General features: G+C 43.0%; 20 protein-coding genes. 17 read left to right on the forward strand and 3 right to left on the reverse strand.

From position 1 onward, the window contains the following. Positions 1 to 30 precede the first annotated feature (30 nt). A complete protein-coding gene (gene mutY, locus ACCB35_RS06205; protein ID WP_374056225.1) occupies positions 31 to 1,137 on the forward strand; it encodes an A/G-specific adenine glycosylase in 1,107 nt (368 codons plus the stop codon). 40 nt (positions 1,138 to 1,177) lie between these two features. Here mutY and ACCB35_RS06210 read toward each other — a convergent pair whose 3' ends face one another. Next, the gene (locus ACCB35_RS06210) at positions 1,178 to 1,402 is read right to left on the reverse strand and encodes a hypothetical protein (protein ID WP_044339713.1); all 225 of its coding nucleotides are present in this window, start codon (positions 1,400 to 1,402) and stop codon (positions 1,178 to 1,180) included. A gap of 103 nt (positions 1,403 to 1,505) precedes the next feature. Here ACCB35_RS06210 and fabL point away from each other — a divergent pair, with 103 nt between their 5' ends. The 10 genes from fabL to nikC all read left to right on the forward strand — a co-directional run bounded on the left by fabL (position 1,506) and on the right by nikC (position 12,033). Further along, positions 1,506 to 2,249, forward strand: a complete 744-nt coding sequence (gene fabL, locus ACCB35_RS06215; protein WP_034762580.1) for an enoyl-[acyl-carrier-protein] reductase FabL — start codon at positions 1,506 to 1,508, stop codon at positions 2,247 to 2,249. A gap of 76 nt (positions 2,250 to 2,325) precedes the next feature. After that, positions 2,326 to 2,532 carry a gamma-type small acid-soluble spore protein gene (locus tag ACCB35_RS06220; protein WP_034762583.1) on the forward strand — a complete coding sequence of 69 codons (207 nt, stop codon included), beginning with the start codon at positions 2,326 to 2,328 and terminating at the stop codon, positions 2,530 to 2,532. A 267-nt stretch (positions 2,533 to 2,799) separates the two neighbouring features. Continuing rightward, a complete protein-coding gene (locus ACCB35_RS06225; protein ID WP_374056226.1) occupies positions 2,800 to 3,063 on the forward strand; it encodes a YgaB family protein in 264 nt (87 codons plus the stop codon). Positions 3,064 to 3,314: 251 nt separating this feature from the next. Continuing rightward, positions 3,315 to 3,845: a DUF402 domain-containing protein gene (locus ACCB35_RS06230; RefSeq protein WP_044339854.1), complete on the forward strand. Its 531-nt coding sequence runs from the start codon at positions 3,315 to 3,317 to the stop codon at positions 3,843 to 3,845. A 164-nt stretch (positions 3,846 to 4,009) separates the two neighbouring features. Beyond that, positions 4,010 to 5,758, forward strand: coding sequence for an ABC transporter ATP-binding protein (locus ACCB35_RS06235; RefSeq protein ID WP_374056227.1), 1,749 nt, complete (start codon positions 4,010 to 4,012; stop codon positions 5,756 to 5,758). A 315-nt stretch (positions 5,759 to 6,073) separates the two neighbouring features. Next, entirely contained in the window at positions 6,074 to 7,090 is a 1,017-nt protein-coding gene (locus ACCB35_RS06240; protein ID WP_374056228.1) for an ABC transporter ATP-binding protein, read from the forward strand. Next, a complete protein-coding gene (locus ACCB35_RS06245; RefSeq protein ID WP_374056229.1) occupies positions 7,065 to 8,030 on the forward strand; it encodes an ABC transporter ATP-binding protein in 966 nt (321 codons plus the stop codon). Before ACCB35_RS06240 ends, ACCB35_RS06245 begins: the two co-directional genes overlap by 26 nt. Before the next feature lie 74 nt (positions 8,031 to 8,104). Then, positions 8,105 to 9,694 carry an ABC transporter substrate-binding protein gene (locus ACCB35_RS06250; RefSeq protein WP_156142485.1) on the forward strand — a complete coding sequence of 530 codons (1,590 nt, stop codon included), beginning with the start codon at positions 8,105 to 8,107 and terminating at the stop codon, positions 9,692 to 9,694. A gap of 409 nt (positions 9,695 to 10,103) precedes the next feature. Beyond that, entirely contained in the window at positions 10,104 to 11,108 is a 1,005-nt protein-coding gene (locus tag ACCB35_RS06255; protein WP_374056969.1) for an ABC transporter permease, read from the forward strand. Between the two features lie 28 nt (positions 11,109 to 11,136). Next, positions 11,137 to 12,033, forward strand: coding sequence for a nickel transporter permease (gene nikC / locus ACCB35_RS06260; RefSeq protein ID WP_044339707.1), 897 nt, complete (start codon positions 11,137 to 11,139; stop codon positions 12,031 to 12,033). Positions 12,034 to 12,080: 47 nt separating this feature from the next. Here nikC and ACCB35_RS06265 read toward each other — a convergent pair whose 3' ends face one another. Together ACCB35_RS06265 and ACCB35_RS06270 are read right to left on the reverse strand one after the other, a co-directional pair. Continuing rightward, a complete protein-coding gene (locus ACCB35_RS06265) occupies positions 12,081 to 13,163 on the reverse strand; it encodes an aromatic acid exporter family protein (protein WP_044339706.1) in 1,083 nt (360 codons plus the stop codon). Between the two features lie 272 nt (positions 13,164 to 13,435). After that, positions 13,436 to 14,722 carry a glutamate-1-semialdehyde 2,1-aminomutase gene (locus ACCB35_RS06270; protein ID WP_374056230.1) on the reverse strand — a complete coding sequence of 429 codons (1,287 nt, stop codon included), beginning with the start codon at positions 14,720 to 14,722 and terminating at the stop codon, positions 13,436 to 13,438. Positions 14,723 to 14,924: 202 nt separating this feature from the next. Between ACCB35_RS06270 and ACCB35_RS06275 the strand changes: the two genes are divergently transcribed. The 6 genes from ACCB35_RS06275 (at position 14,925) to ACCB35_RS06300 (ending at position 19,751) form a co-directional block, all read left to right on the forward strand. Then, the gene (locus ACCB35_RS06275; RefSeq protein WP_374056231.1) at positions 14,925 to 15,935 is read left to right on the forward strand and encodes an ATP-binding cassette domain-containing protein; all 1,011 of its coding nucleotides are present in this window, start codon (positions 14,925 to 14,927) and stop codon (positions 15,933 to 15,935) included. A 49-nt stretch (positions 15,936 to 15,984) separates the two neighbouring features. Further along, positions 15,985 to 16,776, forward strand: a complete 792-nt coding sequence (locus ACCB35_RS06280) for an ABC transporter permease (RefSeq protein WP_374056232.1) — start codon at positions 15,985 to 15,987, stop codon at positions 16,774 to 16,776. Positions 16,777 to 16,779: 3 nt separating this feature from the next. Next, positions 16,780 to 17,565 carry an ABC transporter permease gene (locus ACCB35_RS06285; protein ID WP_044339702.1) on the forward strand — a complete coding sequence of 262 codons (786 nt, stop codon included), beginning with the start codon at positions 16,780 to 16,782 and terminating at the stop codon, positions 17,563 to 17,565. Between the two features lie 61 nt (positions 17,566 to 17,626). After that, entirely contained in the window at positions 17,627 to 18,031 is a 405-nt protein-coding gene (locus ACCB35_RS06290) for an ion channel (protein ID WP_299745113.1), read from the forward strand. 78 nt (positions 18,032 to 18,109) lie between these two features. Then, the gene (bcp, locus tag ACCB35_RS06295) at positions 18,110 to 18,574 is read left to right on the forward strand and encodes a thioredoxin-dependent thiol peroxidase (protein WP_374056233.1); all 465 of its coding nucleotides are present in this window, start codon (positions 18,110 to 18,112) and stop codon (positions 18,572 to 18,574) included. A 226-nt stretch (positions 18,575 to 18,800) separates the two neighbouring features. Next, positions 18,801 to 19,751: a D-2-hydroxyacid dehydrogenase gene (locus tag ACCB35_RS06300; RefSeq protein ID WP_374056234.1), complete on the forward strand. Its 951-nt coding sequence runs from the start codon at positions 18,801 to 18,803 to the stop codon at positions 19,749 to 19,751.

Genomic DNA, 19,751 nt, shown 5'->3' on the forward strand with positions numbered 1-19,751 from the left:
CGTAACATTTAACATCCTGGAGGTACAAAATTGACAGAAGAATCATTGAAACATTTACAGACCATTAACCGTGAGGAATTCCAGAAAGATTTAATCTCATGGTTTTCAAGAGAGCAGCGCGATCTTCCGTGGAGGAAGGATCAAGATCCCTATAAAGTCTGGGTATCTGAAATCATGCTTCAGCAAACGAGGGTGGATACGGTCATACCTTATTTTAACCGATTCATCGAGAATTTTCCTACCATAGATGCTCTTGCTTCAGCAGATGAAGAAGATGTCCTGAAAGCATGGGAAGGCCTCGGCTATTATTCGAGGGTCAGAAATCTTCAATCCGCTGTAAAAGAAGTGAAAGAAAAGTATGATGGTATCGTCCCTGATACACCTAAAGAGATTTCGTCTTTAAAAGGAGTCGGCCCATACACTGCGGGAGCGATCTTGAGTATTGCCTACAGCAAGCCGGAGCCCGCTGTCGACGGAAATGTCATGAGGGTATTTTCGCGTATTCTATCCATCTGGCTCGATATTGCCAAACCAGCTTCACGCAAGGTGTTTGAACAAGCCGTCAGAAATCTGATTTCTGAAGAAAATCCATCATATTTCAATCAGGCATTGATGGAACTTGGGGCTCTGATCTGTACACCGACATCCCCTTCTTGTTTACTATGTCCTGTCCGGGAGCATTGTCAGGCATTTGAAGAAGGGGTGCAAACGGAACTGCCGATCAAATCGAAAAAGAAATCTGCCCGTAAATTGAATATGGCGGCAGCCGTTTTGTTTACGGAAGATGATCGAGTAGTTATTAATAAACGTCCGAGTAAAGGACTGCTCGCTAATTTATGGGAATTCCCTAATTTCGAAGTGGGAAGTTCAAGCAGTGGCAGGAAGCAATTGCTTGATTTCCTGGAGGAAAAATACAAGGTGGATTGCTCTTTGAAAGCAGGGGTTGTCACGAAGATCCAGCATATATTCTCTCACATCATTTGGGATATTGAAGTATATGTTGGTTCTATCGATAGCACTACACTTGATGCCAGCGACCTGATTGCCGTTACGACTGAAGAATTGGATAAATATGCCTTTCCTGTTTCCCATCAGAAAATTTGGAAGGAAACCGGAGCAGGAATCCTGCAGAAATAAAAAAGAGCAGCCGAATGGTTGCTCTTTTTTTATAATCATCTCAATCGTAACTGATCCTTGTGCCGTGAGTATAATCTGCTTCGCCCCGCTTCAATCCACCGCGGTTTTCAATTTCCTCAATAATTTCTCGGTGAATCGATTGTCCTTCTGCGTTCAAATAGGGTACTATTTGTTGTAGTGAATGATGAAAGAAAGCGAGCTCGCTTTTCTCCCATTCATTTTTGGGAATCATCGAAAGCTCTGTCATATCTCTGCCTACATACATAACTCATTCCTCCATTTAACTTACATGCTCTTATTAGTTTGCATGCTAGAAGGACTGATTATGCCTTACACCAAATGGAAATGAAATCGAAAGGATGATCAACATGAGTCAAAAAGTAGCATTAGTCACAGGAAGCAGTCGCGGACTTGGACGTGAAATCGCGATTCAACTAGCAGAAAAAGGGTACGATATCGTCGTTAATTACGCACGAAGCAAAAAAGGTGCACTCGAAACAGCTGAACAGGTAGAGAAGTTGGGACGAAAAGCATTTGTCGTGCGGGCAAATGTAGGGGACGTTGATAAAATCAAATCGATGTTCGAACAGATAAAAGAAGAATTCGGCCGATTGGATGTATTGGTGAGTAACGCAGCATCGGGGGTTCTGCGCCCGGTCATGGAACTTGAAGAATCTCATTGGGATTGGACGATGAACATTAACAGCAAGGCACTATTATTCTGTGCCCAGGAAGCAGCAAAATTAATGGATAAGGGCGGACGCATTGTAAGCATCAGCTCATTGGGATCCATCCGTTATTTGGACAATTACACTACGGTGGGAGTATCTAAAGCTGCAGTCGAAGCTTTAACCCGCTATTTGGCTGTTGAGTTAGCACCAAGAGATATAATTGTAAATGCAGTATCCGGTGGGGCGATTGATACAGATGCCTTAAAGCATTTCCCTAATCGTGAAGAATTACTTGAAGACGCGCGCAGTAAAACGCCTGCAGGACGAATGGTGGAGATCGATGATCTGGTGAAGTCGGTCATGTTCCTCGTTTCGGACGATTCTTCCATGATCAGAGGTCAAACCATCATCGTAGATGGCGGTCGCTCACTCCTCGTTTAGTGGAATGTTTTTCCTGAAAAATATCGAATAGTGAAATCCACGCTTGGTTATCTTAATAAGCGTGGAGGTGATTACAATGGCAAAACAACCAAACAAAACTCAATCTGGTACTAGCGTTCAACACGTGAAACAACAAAACGCTCAAGCTGGTCAAGCTCAGCAACAACAATACGGTACTGAGTTCGCTTCTGAAACAACAGCGGCTCAACACGTAAAGCAACAAAACCAACAAGCAGAAGCTAACAAAGCGAAAGCTTCTGGTAAATATGGTCAACAACAATAATTGAATTGTTCTTGACGGAAAAAGCACCCATTAAGTTGGGTGCTTTTTCGTGTTTGAGGGACGGACCTCCAAAATCGCTGCATATTTAGGGATGGCCCTCCCATTAATCCTTTCATATCATCAGCTCCAATCAATCGTCTTCCTTTGAAAAGTGGAGGTCCGTCCCTCCATCGACAAAACTGGTGGGATTGTGACAGAAGTTGTCAAAGGGTTTGGGGGTGGAAAGGAGAATGTTTTAGGAGACCTTGTTTAGAGGAGTTGGTTGGAGTGATACAGCAGCGATTTAATGAGTTGGTTACAGAGCAGTTAGAAACGATGGATAAGTTGTTATATCTTCAGTCTGAGATCGAACGTTGTCAGGAGCTGGAAGAGGAACTGCTTCAGCTTCAAGAGATGACGAAGGTTGAATCTATAAAGAGAGAGATTGCGTCAAAAAAGAAGGAACTGAAAGAGATTCAAAACATGTTTCAAAGGCAAACGGATGAAGTCATTCGTTCCTATCAAAAGGAACAGGACAGTGTAACAACGTAAAAAGCAACTTTATACGTAATGGGAAATGAGGTATGTTTCACGAGAAACCTTTCACACAAAGAAAATCAAGATAAATGGCAGATCTCCAATTTTTATAATAAAAACCCATTTTTGAACCGGAATCGGGCGATTCTTAGAGGATATTTTCTTTAAGGATAGCCCTTTTGTTTTAAATTTTCTGAGGAAACGTTATAATGTTAGAATAGACAAGTATATATAAGGGTAATTTTGAAATGAAAGAAGGGGATACGATGGCGGTTCCCACTGAAGGAAAATCTGTACAAATACATAGCTTTAAGCATGATGGCAATATTCACCGGATTTGGAATGAAACGACGGTTCTGAAAGGAACAAGCAATCAGATTATCGGTGGAAATGATCGAACGATGGTGACGGAATCAGACGGCAGAACGTGGATGACCCGTGAACCGGCAATATGCTATTTTCATTCGGAGCTATGGTTTAACATTATTTGTATGATTCGTGAGGACGGTATTTATTATTATTGTAATTTAAGTTCACCATTTGTATATGATCATGAAGCGATCAAGTATATCGATTACGACTTGGATATTAAAGTGTTTCCTGATATGACATATACATTGCTGGATGAGGATGAGTATGAAGCTCATCGAAAGTTGTACGGTTACCCGGATGTGATCGATCACATCCTCAAGCGGAATGTAGAGAAGCTTGTTCGCTGGATCCGACAAAGAAAAGGGCCTTTTGCTCCGGACTTTATTGATATTTGGTACGAGCGTTATTTGACTCACAGGGGGTAACACAGCTGGAAAATCGAATAAGCTTTAAAGGGCTGACCCAGTAAGGAGCAACCTTTTCATTCCCAAACAGGACTTGAAGAGGAACAGTTGCTGCGTTCCATACAGGGTCATCCCTTTTTATTGGGGCAAAATAAATACTAAACATCTTAGAAAGGAGTAGTCACTTGGATAGTATCAAACGATACCTTCAATTTGTAAAACCTTATCGGTGGCAAATTATTGGTACATTAATTATAGGTATTATTAAATTTACGATTCCCTTATTAATTCCGATTTTAATCAAATATGTCATTGATGATATAGTAGGGGCTTCTGGCTTATCCCCGGAAGAAAAGACCGATCAATTACTCATGATCATGGGGATCATGCTTGTCCTTTTCTTACTTGTAAGACCGCCTGTAGAGTATTATCGACAATACTTTGCTCAATGGACGGGCAACAAGATCCTGTATGATTTGAGGGATCATTTGTTTTCCCATATTCAACGACTAAGCTTTAAATATTATTCGAATACAAGAGCAGGGGAAGTCATTTCCAGGGTCATCAATGACGTTGAGCAAACAAAGAATTTCGTGATCACGGGTCTCATGAACCTTTGGCTCGATGCAGCTACCATTGTCATTGCCCTCTCCATCATGTTTACCATGGATGTTTCTTTAACACTCGTTTCTCTTATAGCGTTTCCTTTCTATGCTTTCTCTGTCCGTTATTTCTTTGGAAGACTCAGAGGGTTGACAAGGGACCGCTCTCAGGCACTGGCAGAGGTTCAAAGTCACTTACACGAAAGGGTCCAGGGGATGGCCGTCATTAAGAGCTTTGCTGTTGAAGACTATGAACAGAAACAGTTTCAGGATCAGAACAGCAATTTCTTAACGAAGGCCTTGAAGCAAACGAGCTGGAATGCGAAAGCGTTCGCGGTTGTGAATACCATTACGGATATTTCTCCATTAATCATCATCGGATATGCAGGGCTGCAAGTCATTGATGGGGATCTGACCATTGGTACGATGGCTGCCTTTATCGCATATATAGATCGTCTCTATGGACCGCTTAGACGACTGGTGAATTCTTCTACAACCTTGACTCAATCGATCGCCTCCATGGACCGTGTATTTGAGTTCATGGATGAGAAGTATGACATTGATGATGAACCAGGTGCGATTCATTGTGAAAATGTACGCGGCGATATTCGTTTTAAAAATGTTTCCTTTCGCTATGAATCTGATGAGGAAGACGTACTGCGTAATCTCAATCTTGATATTAGAACGGGTGAAACCGTCGCTCTGGTCGGGATGAGCGGAGGAGGAAAATCATCATTCGTCAGTCTTATCCCCCGATTTTACGATGTCACGGATGGTGAAATTCTTTTAGATGGTACGGATATCAGAAGATTTCAGGTGAGATCACTGCGGGACAATATCGGAATGGTGCTTCAGGACAATATCCTCTTTAGTGAATCGGTCAAGATGAATATTAAATTCGGAAATCCTGAGGCGACGGATGAAGAAGTAGTAGAAGCTGCCAAGGCGGCAAACGCACATGATTTCATCATGAAATTACCTCAGGGCTATGACACGAAAGTAGGAGAACGAGGTGTGAAACTATCTGGCGGACAGAAGCAACGTGTCGCGATTGCCAGGGTATTCCTTAAGAACCCACCGATACTCATTCTGGATGAAGCAACGTCAGCCCTTGATCTGGAAAGTGAACACCTGATCCAGGAATCCCTTGAAATCCTGGCCAAAGAGCGGACGACCTTCATAGTCGCCCATCGTCTATCAACGATCACCCACGCTGATAGAATCATTCATATGGAACACGGAGAAGTTGTCGAAATGGGGACACATGAAGAGTTGATGGCGAAGCAGGGTCATTATTATAAACTCTTCCAAGTCCAACAGCTCGATCAATGAGATGGAAAGTCATGACTTATCACTATACACGTGATAAAAGTCATGACTTTTTTTGTGTATAAAAAAAATATATCAAACTTATTTCAGGTGTGTCGTGAAGAAAGTAGGACTAAATAACTTTATCTGGAAGGAATGAAAAGGATAAATGGACATATATTGAATTGAATTAGGAATGAAAGAGTATATGGAAATTGTGTAGAAAAATTCTGAAAATAGATTGCAACATTTGTAACATCTTGTATAATAAGAAACATATAAAATTTAGAAAATAAGCACTATTAAGAAAAGAGAGATAGTTTCAAGAGGAGGATTTGAATGAGCGAAGCGCGTCCTTTACTAAAAGTGGAAGATTTGAGGACCTCCTTTTTTACTGATGACGGAGAAGTTCCTGCAGTCGATGGAGTCAGCTTTCATGTGAATGAAGGGGAGGTGCTGGGGATCGTTGGGGAAAGTGGATGTGGTAAAAGTGTCACCTCCCTATCCATCATGGGTCTGGTACCGAAACCCCCAGGGAAAATAGTAGGTGGAAAGATTCTTTACAAAGATGAAGATCTGACACAAGCATCTGAAAAGCGAATGAGAGATATCCGGGGCAATGATATAGCGATGATCTTCCAAGAGCCAATGACATCTTTAAACCCTGTCTTTACTATAGGTGACCAGTTAACGGAAGCCATACGCATACATATGAAAGTTGGAAAGAAACAAGCAAGAGATAAAGCAATTGAAATTATGAAGATGGTTGGTTTACCGAGATCGGAAGAGTTGATCAAGGAATACCCACATCAGCTATCAGGCGGTATGAGACAAAGGGTCATGATTGCCATGGCAATGGTGTGTGATCCACGGGTGTTGATAGCAGACGAGCCGACAACCGCTCTTGATGTAACGATTCAGGCCCAAATTTTAAAACTGATGAAACGATTGAATAAAGAGCTGAATACAGCGGTACTTTTGATCACTCATGATCTGGGTGTTGTAGCTGAAACATGTGAACGAGTGGTCGTTATGTACTCAGGTAAAGTGGTGGAAGAGGGGACGGTAGAAGAAATCTTCAAGAACCCTCAGCATCCTTACACGAAAGGGCTCATTCAATCCGTACCGGATATGAGAGTAAAGCAGCAGCGACTGCATTCGATTCAGGGAAATGTCCCTAAACCGGGATCCATCAAGACCGGGTGCCGATTTGCAGCCCGCTGTGAATATGCCTTCGATCGCTGTTTAGTCGAAACCCCGGAGTTATATGAAACATCACAAGGACATTGCACTCGATGCTTCCTGTTCGATGAAGTGGAGGAGGGAGTTTATGACGGAACCGTTGCTAAAGGTTGAGAATCTTAAGAAACACTTTCCGATTACAGGAGGAATTCTCGGACGACCTGTCAGTTCTGTAAAAGCCGTCGACGGGGTATCTTTTACCGTGAATAAAGGAGAGACTCTTGGGATAGTGGGAGAAAGCGGATGTGGAAAGTCGACGACGGGCAGGATGCTTATGCGACTCATCGATCCATCGGAAGGCAAAGTGACATTCGAAGATCGGGAGCTTACCAGTCTATCAAACTCAGAAATGAGAAAGATACGCCGGGAAATGCAAATGGTCTTTCAAGATCCCTTTGCTTCCTTGAATCCAAGGCATACCGTTGAACAGATTCTCGAAGAACCATTAAAGGTCCACGGAATAGGTTCAGCGAAGGATAGAAAAAAGAGAGTTCATGAGCTACTTAATATTGTCGGGTTAAGCAGCTATCATGCGAAACGGTATCCACATCAATTCAGTGGTGGACAAAGACAGCGAATCGGTATCGCCAGAGCACTCATGACGAACCCAAAACTCATCATTGCCGATGAGCCGGTGTCAGCTCTTGACGTATCCATTCAATCCCAGGTCCTGAACCTGATGCAGGACTTGCAAAAAGAGTTCGGACTCACCTATATCTTCATTGCACATGATTTAGGTGTAGTCAGACATATAAGTGACCGGGTAGGCGTGATGTACCTCGGAAAAATGGTAGAGCTGAGCAATAGTGAAACACTCTATGAAAACCCGCTTCATCCATACACCCAGGCACTTCTATCAGCGGTACCGGTGCCGGATCCTGATTTTAAAAGAGAAACAATTCTCTTGCAGGGGGACATTCCGAGCCCGTCCAACCCGCCAAGCGGCTGTACATTCCACACCAGGTGTCCACATGCAACGGAGATATGTAAACAGAAAGTGCCGGAATTCAAGGAACACCAACCAGGGCATTATGTAGCTTGTCATCTTTATTAAAAGGCAAGTCTCATAAGTATATAAACATTATTCAGGAGGGGATTTAGTTGAGAAAAAAAAGCTGGTCAATTTTAATGCTGCTCATCCTACTCGTATCATCCGTTCTTTACGGATGTGGAGGGAATGAAAGCTCATCGGGCGAAGGCAGCGACAGTAAAGATAGTGGAGATCCTAAAGTATTGATCTTTGGTCGCGGGGGAGATTCAGTAGCACTTGATCCTGCTGCGGTTACGGATGGTGAATCATTTAAAGTAACAAAGAATATCTTTGAAACTCTAGTTGAATTTGGTGAGCAGGATACAGAACCAAATCCGGGATTAGCTGAAGAGTGGAAGGTATCTGATGATGGTTTGACGTATACGTTCACATTACGTGAAGGCGTTAAATTCCAAGATGGTACAGATTTCAATGCTGACGCAGTCGTGAAAAACTTCGAGCGTTGGATGAATGGTAATGAAGAAGCATTCTACTACTATAAATCTATGTTTGGTGGATTTAAAGGTGATGAAGGTCATGTTATCAACGAGGTAAAAGCTGTTGATGAGAAAACTGTTGAGTTTGTCCTTAAACGTCCACAGGCTCCGTTCTTAAAGAACATTGCAATGAGCCCTTTTGCGATTGTAAGTCCTAAAGCTCTTGATGAGTTAGGTGACAAGTTAGGCGAAGCACCGACTGATGCAGGAACAGGTCCTTTCAAGTTCAAAGAGTGGAAACGTAATGACAAAATCGTTTTAGTTAAGAATGAAAACTACTGGAAAAAAGATCTACCGAAATTAGATCAAGTTGTCTTCAAATCAATTCCTGAAAACTCTGCACGTCTTAACGCGCTGGTTTCAGGTGAAATCGATCTTGCAGATGGAATCAATCCAAGTGATGCAGCCCAAGTTGAAGGGAACGACCAATTACAATTATTCGAACGTCCTTCTATGAACGTTGGATACTTAGGGCTGACATCAACTCGTGAACCTTTTGATGATCCAAAAGTACGTCAAGCGATCAACTATGCAATCAACAAACAGGAAATCATTGACGCATTCTTCGAAGGAAGAGCAGAAGTAGCGAAAAACCCAATGCCTCCAGTTATTGGCGGATACAATGATGCACTTGAAGGATATGAGTACAATCCTGAAAAAGCAAAGGAACTTCTTAAAGAAGCAGGCCTTGAAGATGGATTCGAAATGGAATTATGGGCAATGCCTGTTCCACGTCCATACATGCCGGATGGCCAAAAAGTAGCTGAAGCGATTCAAGCCGATCTTGAAGAAGTAGGGGTAAAAGCGAAAATCGTATCTTACGAGTGGGCGACATACTTAGAAAAAGCCCGTAACGGAGAAGCGGATGCGTTCTTACTTGGATGGACAGGTGACAACGGTGATGCGGATAACTTCCTATATGTGTTACTTGATAAAGATAATATCGGAAGCAATAACTACACGTACTACAGCAATGATGAGCTTCATGAATTATTAATTGCTGCTCAATCTGAAACAGATCAAGCAAAACGTGAAGAGATGTACAAACAGGCTCAGGAAATCATCCATGAAGATGCTCCTTGGGTACCACTGGCGCACTCTACACCATTATTAGCTGGTAGTGCGGCTGTGAAGAACTTCCAACCGCATCCAACCGGATCTGACTTCTTAGGTTCAGTAGACATGGAATAGTCGTAATAAGATTCAACCTAGGGGAGATGACTTTTTAGTCTCCCCTTTGTACATAGAAAAGCGAAGGCGGCTCGTTCAGCCCCGACAAGCATAAGAGGAATGGGCCGGGAAGGCGTTCTTTGCCTTCTTGGACCATTCAGCTTATGACCTCGAGGGGCTAGCCGCCGCAGCTGGACAAAAAGAAAAGCGAAGGCGGCTCGTTCAGCCCCGACAAGCATAAGAGGAATGGGCCGGGAAGGCGTTCTTTGCCTTCTTGGACCATTCAGCTTATGACCTCGAGGGGCTAGCCGCCGCAGCTGGACAAAAAGAAAAGCGAAGGCGGCTCGTTCAGCCCCGACAAGCATTACGAGAAAACGGTTTAAGCAAGCTTCCAAGAATACTAGAATCTCCTTTCAGAGAGGTGAACAAAATGTTTCAATACACCATACGAAGATTACTCCAATTAATTCCCGTATTATTAGGGATGACCTTTATCGTATTCTTTATCATCCGTGCAATACCAGGGGACCCTGCCCAGGTGATCTTGGGTCAACAGGCTTCTAAGGAAGCCATTGAGCAGCTTAGAGGTCAATTAGGTCTTGATAATGCCTGGTATGTTCAATATTTTGAGTATTTAAAAGGCCTGTTAACAGGTGATTTAGGCAGCTCCATTCGTACTAAAACAGAAGTTTCAAGTGAAATCTGGCCGTACTTGGCCGCGACAGCGGAATTGGCGATTGTAGCGATCATCATTGCAGTGGTCATCGGGGTGAATGCGGGTATCATCAGTGCCTGGTTCCAGAACTCATGGTTTGATTATACTGCTATGATCCTGGCTTTGGTCGGGGTGTCCATGCCGATCTTCTGGCTTGGTTTGATGGAACAGTGGATTTTCGGTATTCAGCTTGACTGGCTTCCGACCACAGGAAGGGAAAACATCCGCAATCCAATCGATGCCATTACGAATCTCTATATTATAGATACCATCATACAGGGGCGTTTTGATCAATTAGGTGAAGTGCTGAGGCATCTGATCCTTCCGGGAATTGCACTTGCTACGATCCCGATGGCGATCATTGCCCGTATGACCCGTTCAAGCATGCTTGAGGTGATGCGTTCCGATTATATCCGAACTGCCCGTGCCAAGGGTCTCAAAATGTTTTGGGTCGTGTACAAGCATTCTCTTAAAAACGCAATCATCCCAGTACTGACGGTAATCGGTCTGCAAATGGGGCTCCTATTAGGTGGAGCGATATTGACTGAGACAATCTTTGGATGGCCTGGAATCGGCCGCTATATTTATGAAGCGATCGGTTTCCGTGATTATCCTGTTGTACAGTCAGGCATCCTCGTAGTCGCAACGATCTTTGTGACGATCAACTTAATTGTCGATTTACTATATGCTGCTGTCGATCCGCGCATTAAATACAACTAACATCAGTAGAAGAAAGAGGTGAACTCTCATGGCAGAATTAGCAGAACCGCAAAAGGAGCTTCATCCTTCCCTGCAGGAAGAAACGGTTTCTCCCTGGAAGGAAGCGTGGAAAAGCTTTAGGAAAAATAAAATTGCTTTAGTCGGATTTTTCATCGTGCTTTTCTTTGTTGTCTTAGCCATTGCTGCGCCCGTCATTGCCCCGCAAGGCATCAATGAACAAGATTTATCGAAAAGACTTCAAGCCCCATCTTCCGAACATTGGCTCGGCACAGATGACTTTGGTCGGGATATATTGTCGAGGATTATTTATGGGGCACGGATTTCATTATGGGTAGGCTTCTTTGCAGTAATCGGTTCCGCGGTAGTAGGGAGTCTACTGGGAATCGTGGCAGGCTATTATGGAAGATGGGTGGATACGATCATCTCACGAATCTTTGATATTATGCTTGCATTCCCGAGTATCCTGTTAGCGATCGCTGTTGTAGCTGCTCTTGGGCCATCCCTTAGAAATGCTTTAATTGCCATTGCGATTATCAATATACCTAACTTTGGACGACTCATTCGGTCACGGGTGTTGAGTGTAAAGCAGGAGGAGTATGTGATGGCTGCGAAAGCCATTGGGATGAAAGACAGCCGTATTCTATTGAGTCATATCCTTCCAAACAGTATGGCGCCGATCATTGTACAGGGAACTCTTGCCATTGCGACTGCCATAATTGAAGCAGCGGCACTTGGCTTCCTTGGTTTAGGTGCACAAGCCCCGCAACCCGAATGGGGGAAAATGCTGGCTGACGCACGAACGTTCATGCTGCAAGCCCCGTGGACAATGATCTTCCCTGGACTTGCCATCATGCTGACGGTACTGGGATTCAACTTGATGGGGGACGGACTTCGGGATGCCCTTGATCCGAAAATGAAAAACTAAATAGAAGAAAAAACGGAGCAAAGGAAATTACATCCTTTGCTCCGTTTTTATTCTTCTTCTTCCCCGATCATCACTTCATTATCTTCTTTATGATACGATTGAAAACTTGTGATGAGTTTTTCAAGGTGCTCTAAATGCTCATCGTATTCAAAGATAGCAGAGAAAATATGCAGGAGATGGAAATTATGAATATTATCATCTTTACTGTGCTGTTTTACTTCCTGGATCATGATATTCATCAGTTCTTTTCGATGCATGCATACATCCTGCTGGGCTTCTGACTCTGCATGCGGATGCATCTTACCAAGGAACTTCAATAGAAGCTGTTCGTGATAAGTAAGGAGACAATCAAGCTGTCCCTTGATCACTCCACGTAATTCATCCGGTAGCTGAAAGATTTCATTTTCATATCGGTTCAATCGCTTCAAAATGTCGAAGCTTCGATTCGTTGATGAAATCATCTGGCGGAAAATCACAAGCTTACGACTTTTGACAATCGAATTTTTCTTGAAATAATCCCGTTCTTCTTTATATAGAAGATACAATTGATCGACCTTTATAAGTTTTTCTTTAATGCGCTCCAAGTCTTTTTTTAAAAGGTGGAACTCTGTTGCATGTCTTGAACTTAATCGAATCCACTTTAAAATTTCCTCTGTTGAATCTGATATTTTATGGTAAAGCTTCGTTTCGTATTTCGGCGGCAGGAAAATCAGGTTAATAAGGAACGATGAGAATACCCCGATCATAATGGTGGAGAAACGGATGAATGCAAATTGAATAAAATCCTGATCCGTCACTTCCATAATCGCAATCAACGTTACCAGGGCCAGACCGATCGTGTTTTGCAGCTTCAATTTAAGAATGATAGCGATGGCTATGACAGCAGCAAGACCTACAATAAGTGGATTGCTACCGAATAAGAGAACGAATATAACAGCAATTCCAGCACCGATCAGGTTTGCTTGAATCTGTTCGATGATTGATAGATATGAGCGATAAATGGTGGGCTGTACGGCAAAGACCGCCGCGATTCCAGCAAACACTGGAGAAGGTATACCCAATAGCTGCGATACAAGTAAAGCTAATACAATCGCAATTCCCGTTTTAAGGATGCGAGCACCAAGTTTCATGGAATTAGGATCCTTTCTTGTGTAACATTTTAATAAACAATACTGTACTATACATGTACTTACAAACAATATCAATAGGCAAATCTAAATAAGTTTTTACAGAATATGTACCTTTTTGTGGAGGGGGATAAACAAATCACAGCTACGGAATTCTCTACAGAATGTATAGATATGCCAGCAAGAGAAGAGATATTCTACAAATCAATAAAAAAAGACCGCTCCCGCCATGGTACAATACCACGTGGAGCAGTCCTTAGTTTCTTTTGTTTCTATTACAATTGTGCGAATGCACGATCGACAGCTTCAATCGTTACCTGGATATCTTCTTCTGTATGAGCGGTCGTAATGAACCATGCTTCATATTTAGAAGGGGCCAGATTGATTCCCTGATTAAGCATAAGCTTAAAGAACTTCGCGAACATTTCCCCATCTGTTGCTTCGGCTTGCTCATAGTTCTCCACTTTTTCCGTCGTAAAGTAAAGTGTGAGAGCACCTTTCAATCTATTAATGGAAATTGGTGTGTTATGTTTTTCAGCTGCAGTAAGGATTCCTTTTTCAAGCATTTCCCCAAGATGATCCAATTTCTCATATACGCCTTCTTCCTTTAACACTTCAAGACATGCAATTCCTGAAAGGATGGATGCAGGGTTACCAGCCATTGTACCTGCTTGATAGGCAGGTCCTAACGGGGCAACCTGTTCCATGATTTCTTTTTTTCCTCCGTAAGCACCGATTGGGAGACCGCCGCCGATGATTTTCCCCAGCGCCGTCAAATCAGGCTTCACCTTTAGCATATCCTGCGCCCCACCGTACATGAATCGGAATGCAGTGATGACTTCATCGTAAATCACAAGGCTTCCTGCACTGTGTGCAATTTCATTTACCTGTTCTAAGAAACCCTCTTTAGGCTCCACAATTCCAAAGTTCCCGACAATCGGTTCAACGAGCACTCCAGCAATTTGATCTCCCCATTTTTCCATTGCTTCTTTAAATGGTTCGATGTCATTAAAAGGGACGGTAATGACTTCCTGGGCGATGCTCTTCGGAACTCCGGCAGAATCCGGTGTGCCTAGAGTGGAAGGGCCTGAACCAGCAGCGACAAGTACCAGGTCGGAGTGACCATGATAGCATCCGGCAAATTTGATGATCTTATCTTTTCCCGTGTACGCGCGTGCTACACGTATCGTCGTCATGACGGCTTCTGTTCCTGAATTCACGAAACGTACTTTGTCCATGTATGGCATTGCTTCTTTAATCATTTTCGCGAATTTCACTTCATGCCGGGTAGGCGTTCCGTAGAGGACGCCGTTTTCTGCTGCCGTTTTAATCGCTTCTGTAATATGTGGGTGAGCATGACCGGTAATGATAGGACCATATGCTGCCAAGTAATCTATGTATTTGTTTCCATCTACATCCCAGAAATATGCGCCATGTCCTCTTTCCATCGCCACGGGAGAGCCTCCGCCTACTGCTTTATACGAGCGGGATGGACTGTTCACGCCTCCGACGATATGTTCCAGTGCTTTTGTATGTAAAGTTTCTGATTCTGTGAATTTCATGTTTTCCTCCTGAAAAATATATTTGATCATCTGGTAAGCTACAACTCTATTGTAGTACGCCTATTTGCACTTTAGCAAATAGGGAATCATTGGACACATTTATTTTCAAGCAGACTGTTCTAAGGGAAACTGTTCCCTGTGGTACACTATTCTTTGTTTGTAAAATAGGCAACAATACTTATCGATTATAGGAGGACGCAGCATGAATGCAATCGAAGTCAATCATTTGCGTAAGGAATTCAAAGCTTTTTCCAGTCGTTCCGGGTTAAAAGGGGCTTTCAGGGATTTGTTTACGCGTAATTATAAAATCGTTCCCGCGGTGAACGATATCTCATTCAATGTAAAGCAGGGAGAGATGGTCGGATACATCGGTGAAAACGGAGCAGGGAAGTCCACCACCATCAAAATGTTGACCGGGATCTTGACCCCCACCGGTGGAGAGCTGACCGTCAATGGAATGAATCCTCACCGTGACCGTGAAAAATTTGTTCAGACAATCGGTGTTGTGTTCGGACAGCGTTCACAGCTCTGGTGGGATATTGCGGTTCAGGAATCCTTTCAGCTTTTAAAGAAAGTGTATAAAGTACCTGATGAGCAATACAAGGAACACATGGATCATGTGATTGAAACTCTGGATATCGCACCCCTTCTGGATAAGCCTGTTCGTAAATTATCCCTTGGCCAGAGGATGAGATGTGAGTTAGCGGCTGCGCTTGTTCACAATCCGCCTTTGCTATTTCTTGACGAGCCAACGATCGGGTTAGACGTTCTAGTAAAACTGAAAATCCGTCAATTTTTAAAAGAAATCAATGAAAAGTACAATACGACGATTTTGTTAACCACCCATGATTTATCTGATATTGAAGCTCTTTGCGAAAGGGTCGTCATGTTGGATGAAGGGAAAATCATTTATGATGGTGAACTGAGTCAGTTGAAAGAGAATTGGGGAGACCAAAAGGAAGTCGTGTTTCAATTTCTTGATGATACGTCCCTGACTGCTTTATCCGACCTTACTGGAAATCAGAATATCTCCTGGTCTTTCGATGAGAAAAAACAGAGTTATTCGGCTTTAACTGAAGCGGATGATGAAGTCATCTCGCAACTGATAACGAAAGTCGTTGCGAACTGTAAAGTGAAAGACATGAAGATAGAAGAAACGACAACAGAAGAAATCATTCGAAACATCTATGAAAAAGGGGCTGTAACGAGATGAGTTTGGGATTGGAAGCTATCTGTTCAGCTCTAGTGTTTGGGAGGGTATCATGGCTAAGTATATCGAAATGATTCGCATCCGCTTTCTCATGATGCTGGCGTACAGAACTAATTATTATAGTGGAATACTCATTTATAGTATCAATATAGGTGCTTACTATTTCTTATGGCAGGCCATATACGGCGGAAAACAAGATATAGAAGGCTTGTCAATCATTCAAATGACCACCTATGTAGCCGTATCCTGGATGGCCAGGGCTTTTTATTTTAATAATATTGATCGAGAAATCGCTCAGGAAATTAAAGAAGGGAAAGTGGCGGTTGAATTTATCAGGCCCTATAACTATCTTGGGATGAAGACGATGCAGGGACTCGGAGAGGGAGTCTTCAGACTGTTATTTTTCTCGTTCCCGGGAATGATTATTGTCAGCCTCATCTTCCCGCTTCAATTCGGTACAGGACTGGATACATTGGTCTTATTTGCGATTTCAATCCTGTTTAGTTTCATTATCAATACACAAATCAATTTGCTGACGGGGATCACGACCTTTTTCTTATTTAATAACGACGGTCTCATCCGGGCAAAACGAGTGGTCATTGATTTGTTCTCCGGCTTATTGCTCCCGATTCATTTTTTCCCGCTTTGGGCGCAAAATGTGATGGGGTACTTACCGTTCCAGAGTATAAGTTATGTTCCTAGCATGATTTTCACCAATGGCTTTACGACTTCTGAATCATTCAATGCGATAATTATGCAGGGAGTATGGTCGTTTATTCTTCTCATACCAATCAAGATACTCTGGGTCATGGCAAAAAAACAAATGATTATTCAAGGAGGGTGACCCATGTTTTATGTGAAGATGTTTTTTCAATACGTCGCCCAATATATGAAGATCAGACTGCAGTACAGGGCCGACCTGGTTGTCGAGATTCTTTCTGATTTACTGTTTCAGGCAGTCAACCTCGTATTTATCCTGGTCGTGTTTGGCCATACTCAGTTGTTGAGCGGCTGGACAAGAGACGAAATTATTTTCATATATGGTTTCTTCCTGGTCCCGTTTGCACTATTCAGTTCGTTCTTCAACATTTGGGACTTTAACGACAGATATGTGGTGAAGGGAGAATTCGACCGGATCCTGACCCGTCCCATACACAGCTTATTTCAGATCATCTTAGAGCGAATGGAACTGGAGTCGCTTTTCGGAGTTGTTACAGGCCTCTCGGTTATGTTCTACGCCGGGGGAAGGCTGGATATTACCTTTGAATGGTACGAACCGGTTTTATTTATCCTGTTTGTCATTGGGGGAGCCCTTGTGTATGCAGGGATCTTCATCGCCCTTGCCAGCATCGGATTCTGGTCGGATGCGAAAACATCGATCATGCCGATGATGTACAATATCGGTAACTATGGAAGATACCCTGTTGATATCTATAATAAAGTGATTCGTTTCGTGTTAACGTGGATTCTTCCATTCGCGTTCGTTGGAGTTTATCCATCTGCCTTTTTCCTGGAAAAGACGGAATGGTATCCATATTCCTTTCTGACTCCATTTGTGGGCATCGGTTTTTTCATCTTCTCGATTGTGTTATGGAATGAAGGAGTGAAACGATACAGGGGTGCAGGTAATTAGAATGATTCCGGGGTATAAAGCGTACATATACTAAGACAAGCAGAAAAAAGAGGGTATGTACATGCTTTATATCATTGGGTTTTTCATTTTGTTCTGCATGGTGATGAGTTTACGGGCCTTATTCTATCCTTCCAGATGGAAAGAGCATCACGTTTCATTTCATCACTTCATCTTCCTTGGAATGAGTTATATCACGATCATGATCGGATTTGGCCTTCTGTTTACACTCCTTGAGCTTGAAGGGGTTCCGATTCTCGTTGAAGGAGGGAAACCCTTAACGGGAGACTTTCTCGATCATTTTTTCACCACAATGTATTTCAGTGGCATCACCCTCTTCTCAGTGGGGTATGGGGATGTCACGCCCATTGGGATCGGGAGAGGGATTGCCCTCATTGAATCATGGCTGGGTTACACGATACCTGCCGCCTTTGTCGTGAAATCATTTCTAAACTACGAAAACAAGTAGCTTATGGTTTGAGTTTTTTCCTTCGATTGGGTACGCTAAAGTCAGAATACTTATCATATCCAATGGAGGGGAAGATACATGACAGTCGGTCAAAAAGCACCGGAATTTGAATTACTTGCAAGCAACGGAGAAAAAGTGAAGCTTTCAGATTATCAGGGGAAAAACGTGGTTCTTTATTTCTATCCAAAGGACATGACACCTGGCTGCACGACAGAAGCATGTGATTTCAGGGATCAGCATGAAAACTTCGAAAATCTGGATGCGGTTATCCTGGGAGTGAGCCCGGATCCTGTTGATAAGCATGAAAAGTTTGTAGACAAGCATGGACTGCCATTCCTTCTACTTGTAGATGAAGATCACAAGGTGGCGGAAGATTACGGCGTGTGGAAGCTGAAGAAAAACTTCGGGAAAGAGTATATGGGAATTGAACGTTCTACCTTCATTATCGATAAAGAAGGAAACCTTTCTAAGGAATGGAGAAAGGTGAAAGTGAAGGGACATGTGGAGGAAGCTCTGCAATACATTCAAGAGAACCTTTCCTAAGCCTATTTTCAAGCCTATTTTAATAGAGTCAAGGCTTTTGTCCATTCACAAAACGTGTAAGGTCATATAGTAAGAGTAGGGCAACCTCCTCAAATAAGTCAGTCTCATCCGTGTAGAAGGATCGACCATGTCGGTCCTCTTTTTTTATATCCTAAGGATGCTAAAGCTAGGGCGATTCCTCTCCCTTATGGTAAAATAATGGGTAATAGTGATGGGGGGCAGCTACATGAAAATCATCTTTACATTCCAACCTAAGGAAGAATTCGTCTCAGACTTGAAAAACAGCTTTCCTGAGGTTGGATTTCTCTTTTATAAAAAAATCAAAGAAGCGGAAAATGAACTTCCAAACGCCGAGGTGATTGTCACTATGGGTGAAGATCTAACGGACGACCATATTGAAAAAAGTGCGAATTGCAGATGGATCATGGTCACTTCGGCAGGGTTGGAAAAAATGCCATTTGAAGCCATCAAAAAGAGAGGCATCCTGGTGACCAATGCAAGGGGGATCCATAAAATTCCCATGGCTGAGTTTACAATCGGATTAATGCTACAGTATGCGAAACAACTTCAATCGGTATGGAAACAGGAAAGCGATAACGTGTGGAGCAGGAGACTTCCCACATCGGAACTTCATCAAGCGTCTCTCCTTATACTCGGAGCCGGAGCGATTGGAGGAGAAATCGCCAGGTTGGCAAAAGCTTTTCACATGAGAGTGGTGGGTGTGAACTCCAGCGGGTCTCCCGTAGAACATTTTGACAGCATGTTCACCCTTGAAACTTTCACAGAGCAGCTTCCGCACGCAGATTTCATCGTATCCGTTCTCCCCAGTACTGCGAAAACGAAGCATCTCCTAAAGGTAGAACACTTTGAACAAATGAAGGACACGGCTGTATTTATCAACATAGGCCGTGGTGATTTGGCAGAGGAATCCGTTCTTCTTGAGGCCAGTGGAAAGAAGTTGATCGGTCATATGTATCTTGATGTATTTGAGAAGGAGCCACTACCCAAGGGTCATCCGTTCTGGTTGAATAAAGGGATAACAGTGACACCTCATCTATCCAGCATCACAAAAAAATACATGCCAAGAGCACTTGATATTTTTAAAAAGAATTTAACTACATATAGTAAGAAGAGTGAAGGGTATATTAACGTGATCGATGCAGAGAGGGGATATTAG

This window comes from Rossellomorea sp. FM04394 (assembly GCF_041889765.1).
GTDB classification, from domain to species: domain Bacteria; phylum Bacillota; class Bacilli; order Bacillales; family Bacillaceae_B; genus Rossellomorea; species Rossellomorea aquimaris_B.

Coding starts and splice junctions, on each gene's coding strand:
- ACCB35_RS06270 (WP_374056230.1), bottom strand. CDS start 14,722: ATGAAATTCACAGAATCAGAAACTTTACATACAAAAGCACTGGAACAT.
- ACCB35_RS06250 (WP_156142485.1), top strand. CDS start 8,105: ATGCTGCTCATCCTACTCGTATCATCCGTTCTTTACGGATGTGGAGGG.
- ACCB35_RS06255 (WP_374056969.1), top strand. CDS start 10,104: ATGTTTCAATACACCATACGAAGATTACTCCAATTAATTCCCGTATTA.
- ACCB35_RS06220 (WP_034762583.1), top strand. CDS start 2,326: ATGGCAAAACAACCAAACAAAACTCAATCTGGTACTAGCGTTCAACAC.
- ACCB35_RS06265 (WP_044339706.1), bottom strand. CDS start 13,163: ATGAAACTTGGTGCTCGCATCCTTAAAACGGGAATTGCGATTGTATTA.
- ACCB35_RS06290 (WP_299745113.1), top strand. CDS start 17,627: ATGCTTTATATCATTGGGTTTTTCATTTTGTTCTGCATGGTGATGAGT.
- ACCB35_RS06230 (WP_044339854.1), top strand. CDS start 3,315: ATGGCGGTTCCCACTGAAGGAAAATCTGTACAAATACATAGCTTTAAG.
- ACCB35_RS06210 (WP_044339713.1), bottom strand. CDS start 1,402: ATGTATGTAGGCAGAGATATGACAGAGCTTTCGATGATTCCCAAAAAT.
- ACCB35_RS06280 (WP_374056232.1), top strand. CDS start 15,985: ATGGCTAAGTATATCGAAATGATTCGCATCCGCTTTCTCATGATGCTG.
- ACCB35_RS06245 (WP_374056229.1), top strand. CDS start 7,065: ATGACGGAACCGTTGCTAAAGGTTGAGAATCTTAAGAAACACTTTCCG.
- ACCB35_RS06275 (WP_374056231.1), top strand. CDS start 14,925: ATGAATGCAATCGAAGTCAATCATTTGCGTAAGGAATTCAAAGCTTTT.
- nikC (WP_044339707.1), top strand. CDS start 11,137: ATGGCAGAATTAGCAGAACCGCAAAAGGAGCTTCATCCTTCCCTGCAG.
- fabL (WP_034762580.1), top strand. CDS start 1,506: ATGAGTCAAAAAGTAGCATTAGTCACAGGAAGCAGTCGCGGACTTGGA.
- ACCB35_RS06300 (WP_374056234.1), top strand. CDS start 18,801: ATGAAAATCATCTTTACATTCCAACCTAAGGAAGAATTCGTCTCAGAC.
- ACCB35_RS06285 (WP_044339702.1), top strand. CDS start 16,780: ATGTTTTATGTGAAGATGTTTTTTCAATACGTCGCCCAATATATGAAG.
- bcp (WP_374056233.1), top strand. CDS start 18,110: ATGACAGTCGGTCAAAAAGCACCGGAATTTGAATTACTTGCAAGCAAC.
- ACCB35_RS06240 (WP_374056228.1), top strand. CDS start 6,074: ATGAGCGAAGCGCGTCCTTTACTAAAAGTGGAAGATTTGAGGACCTCC.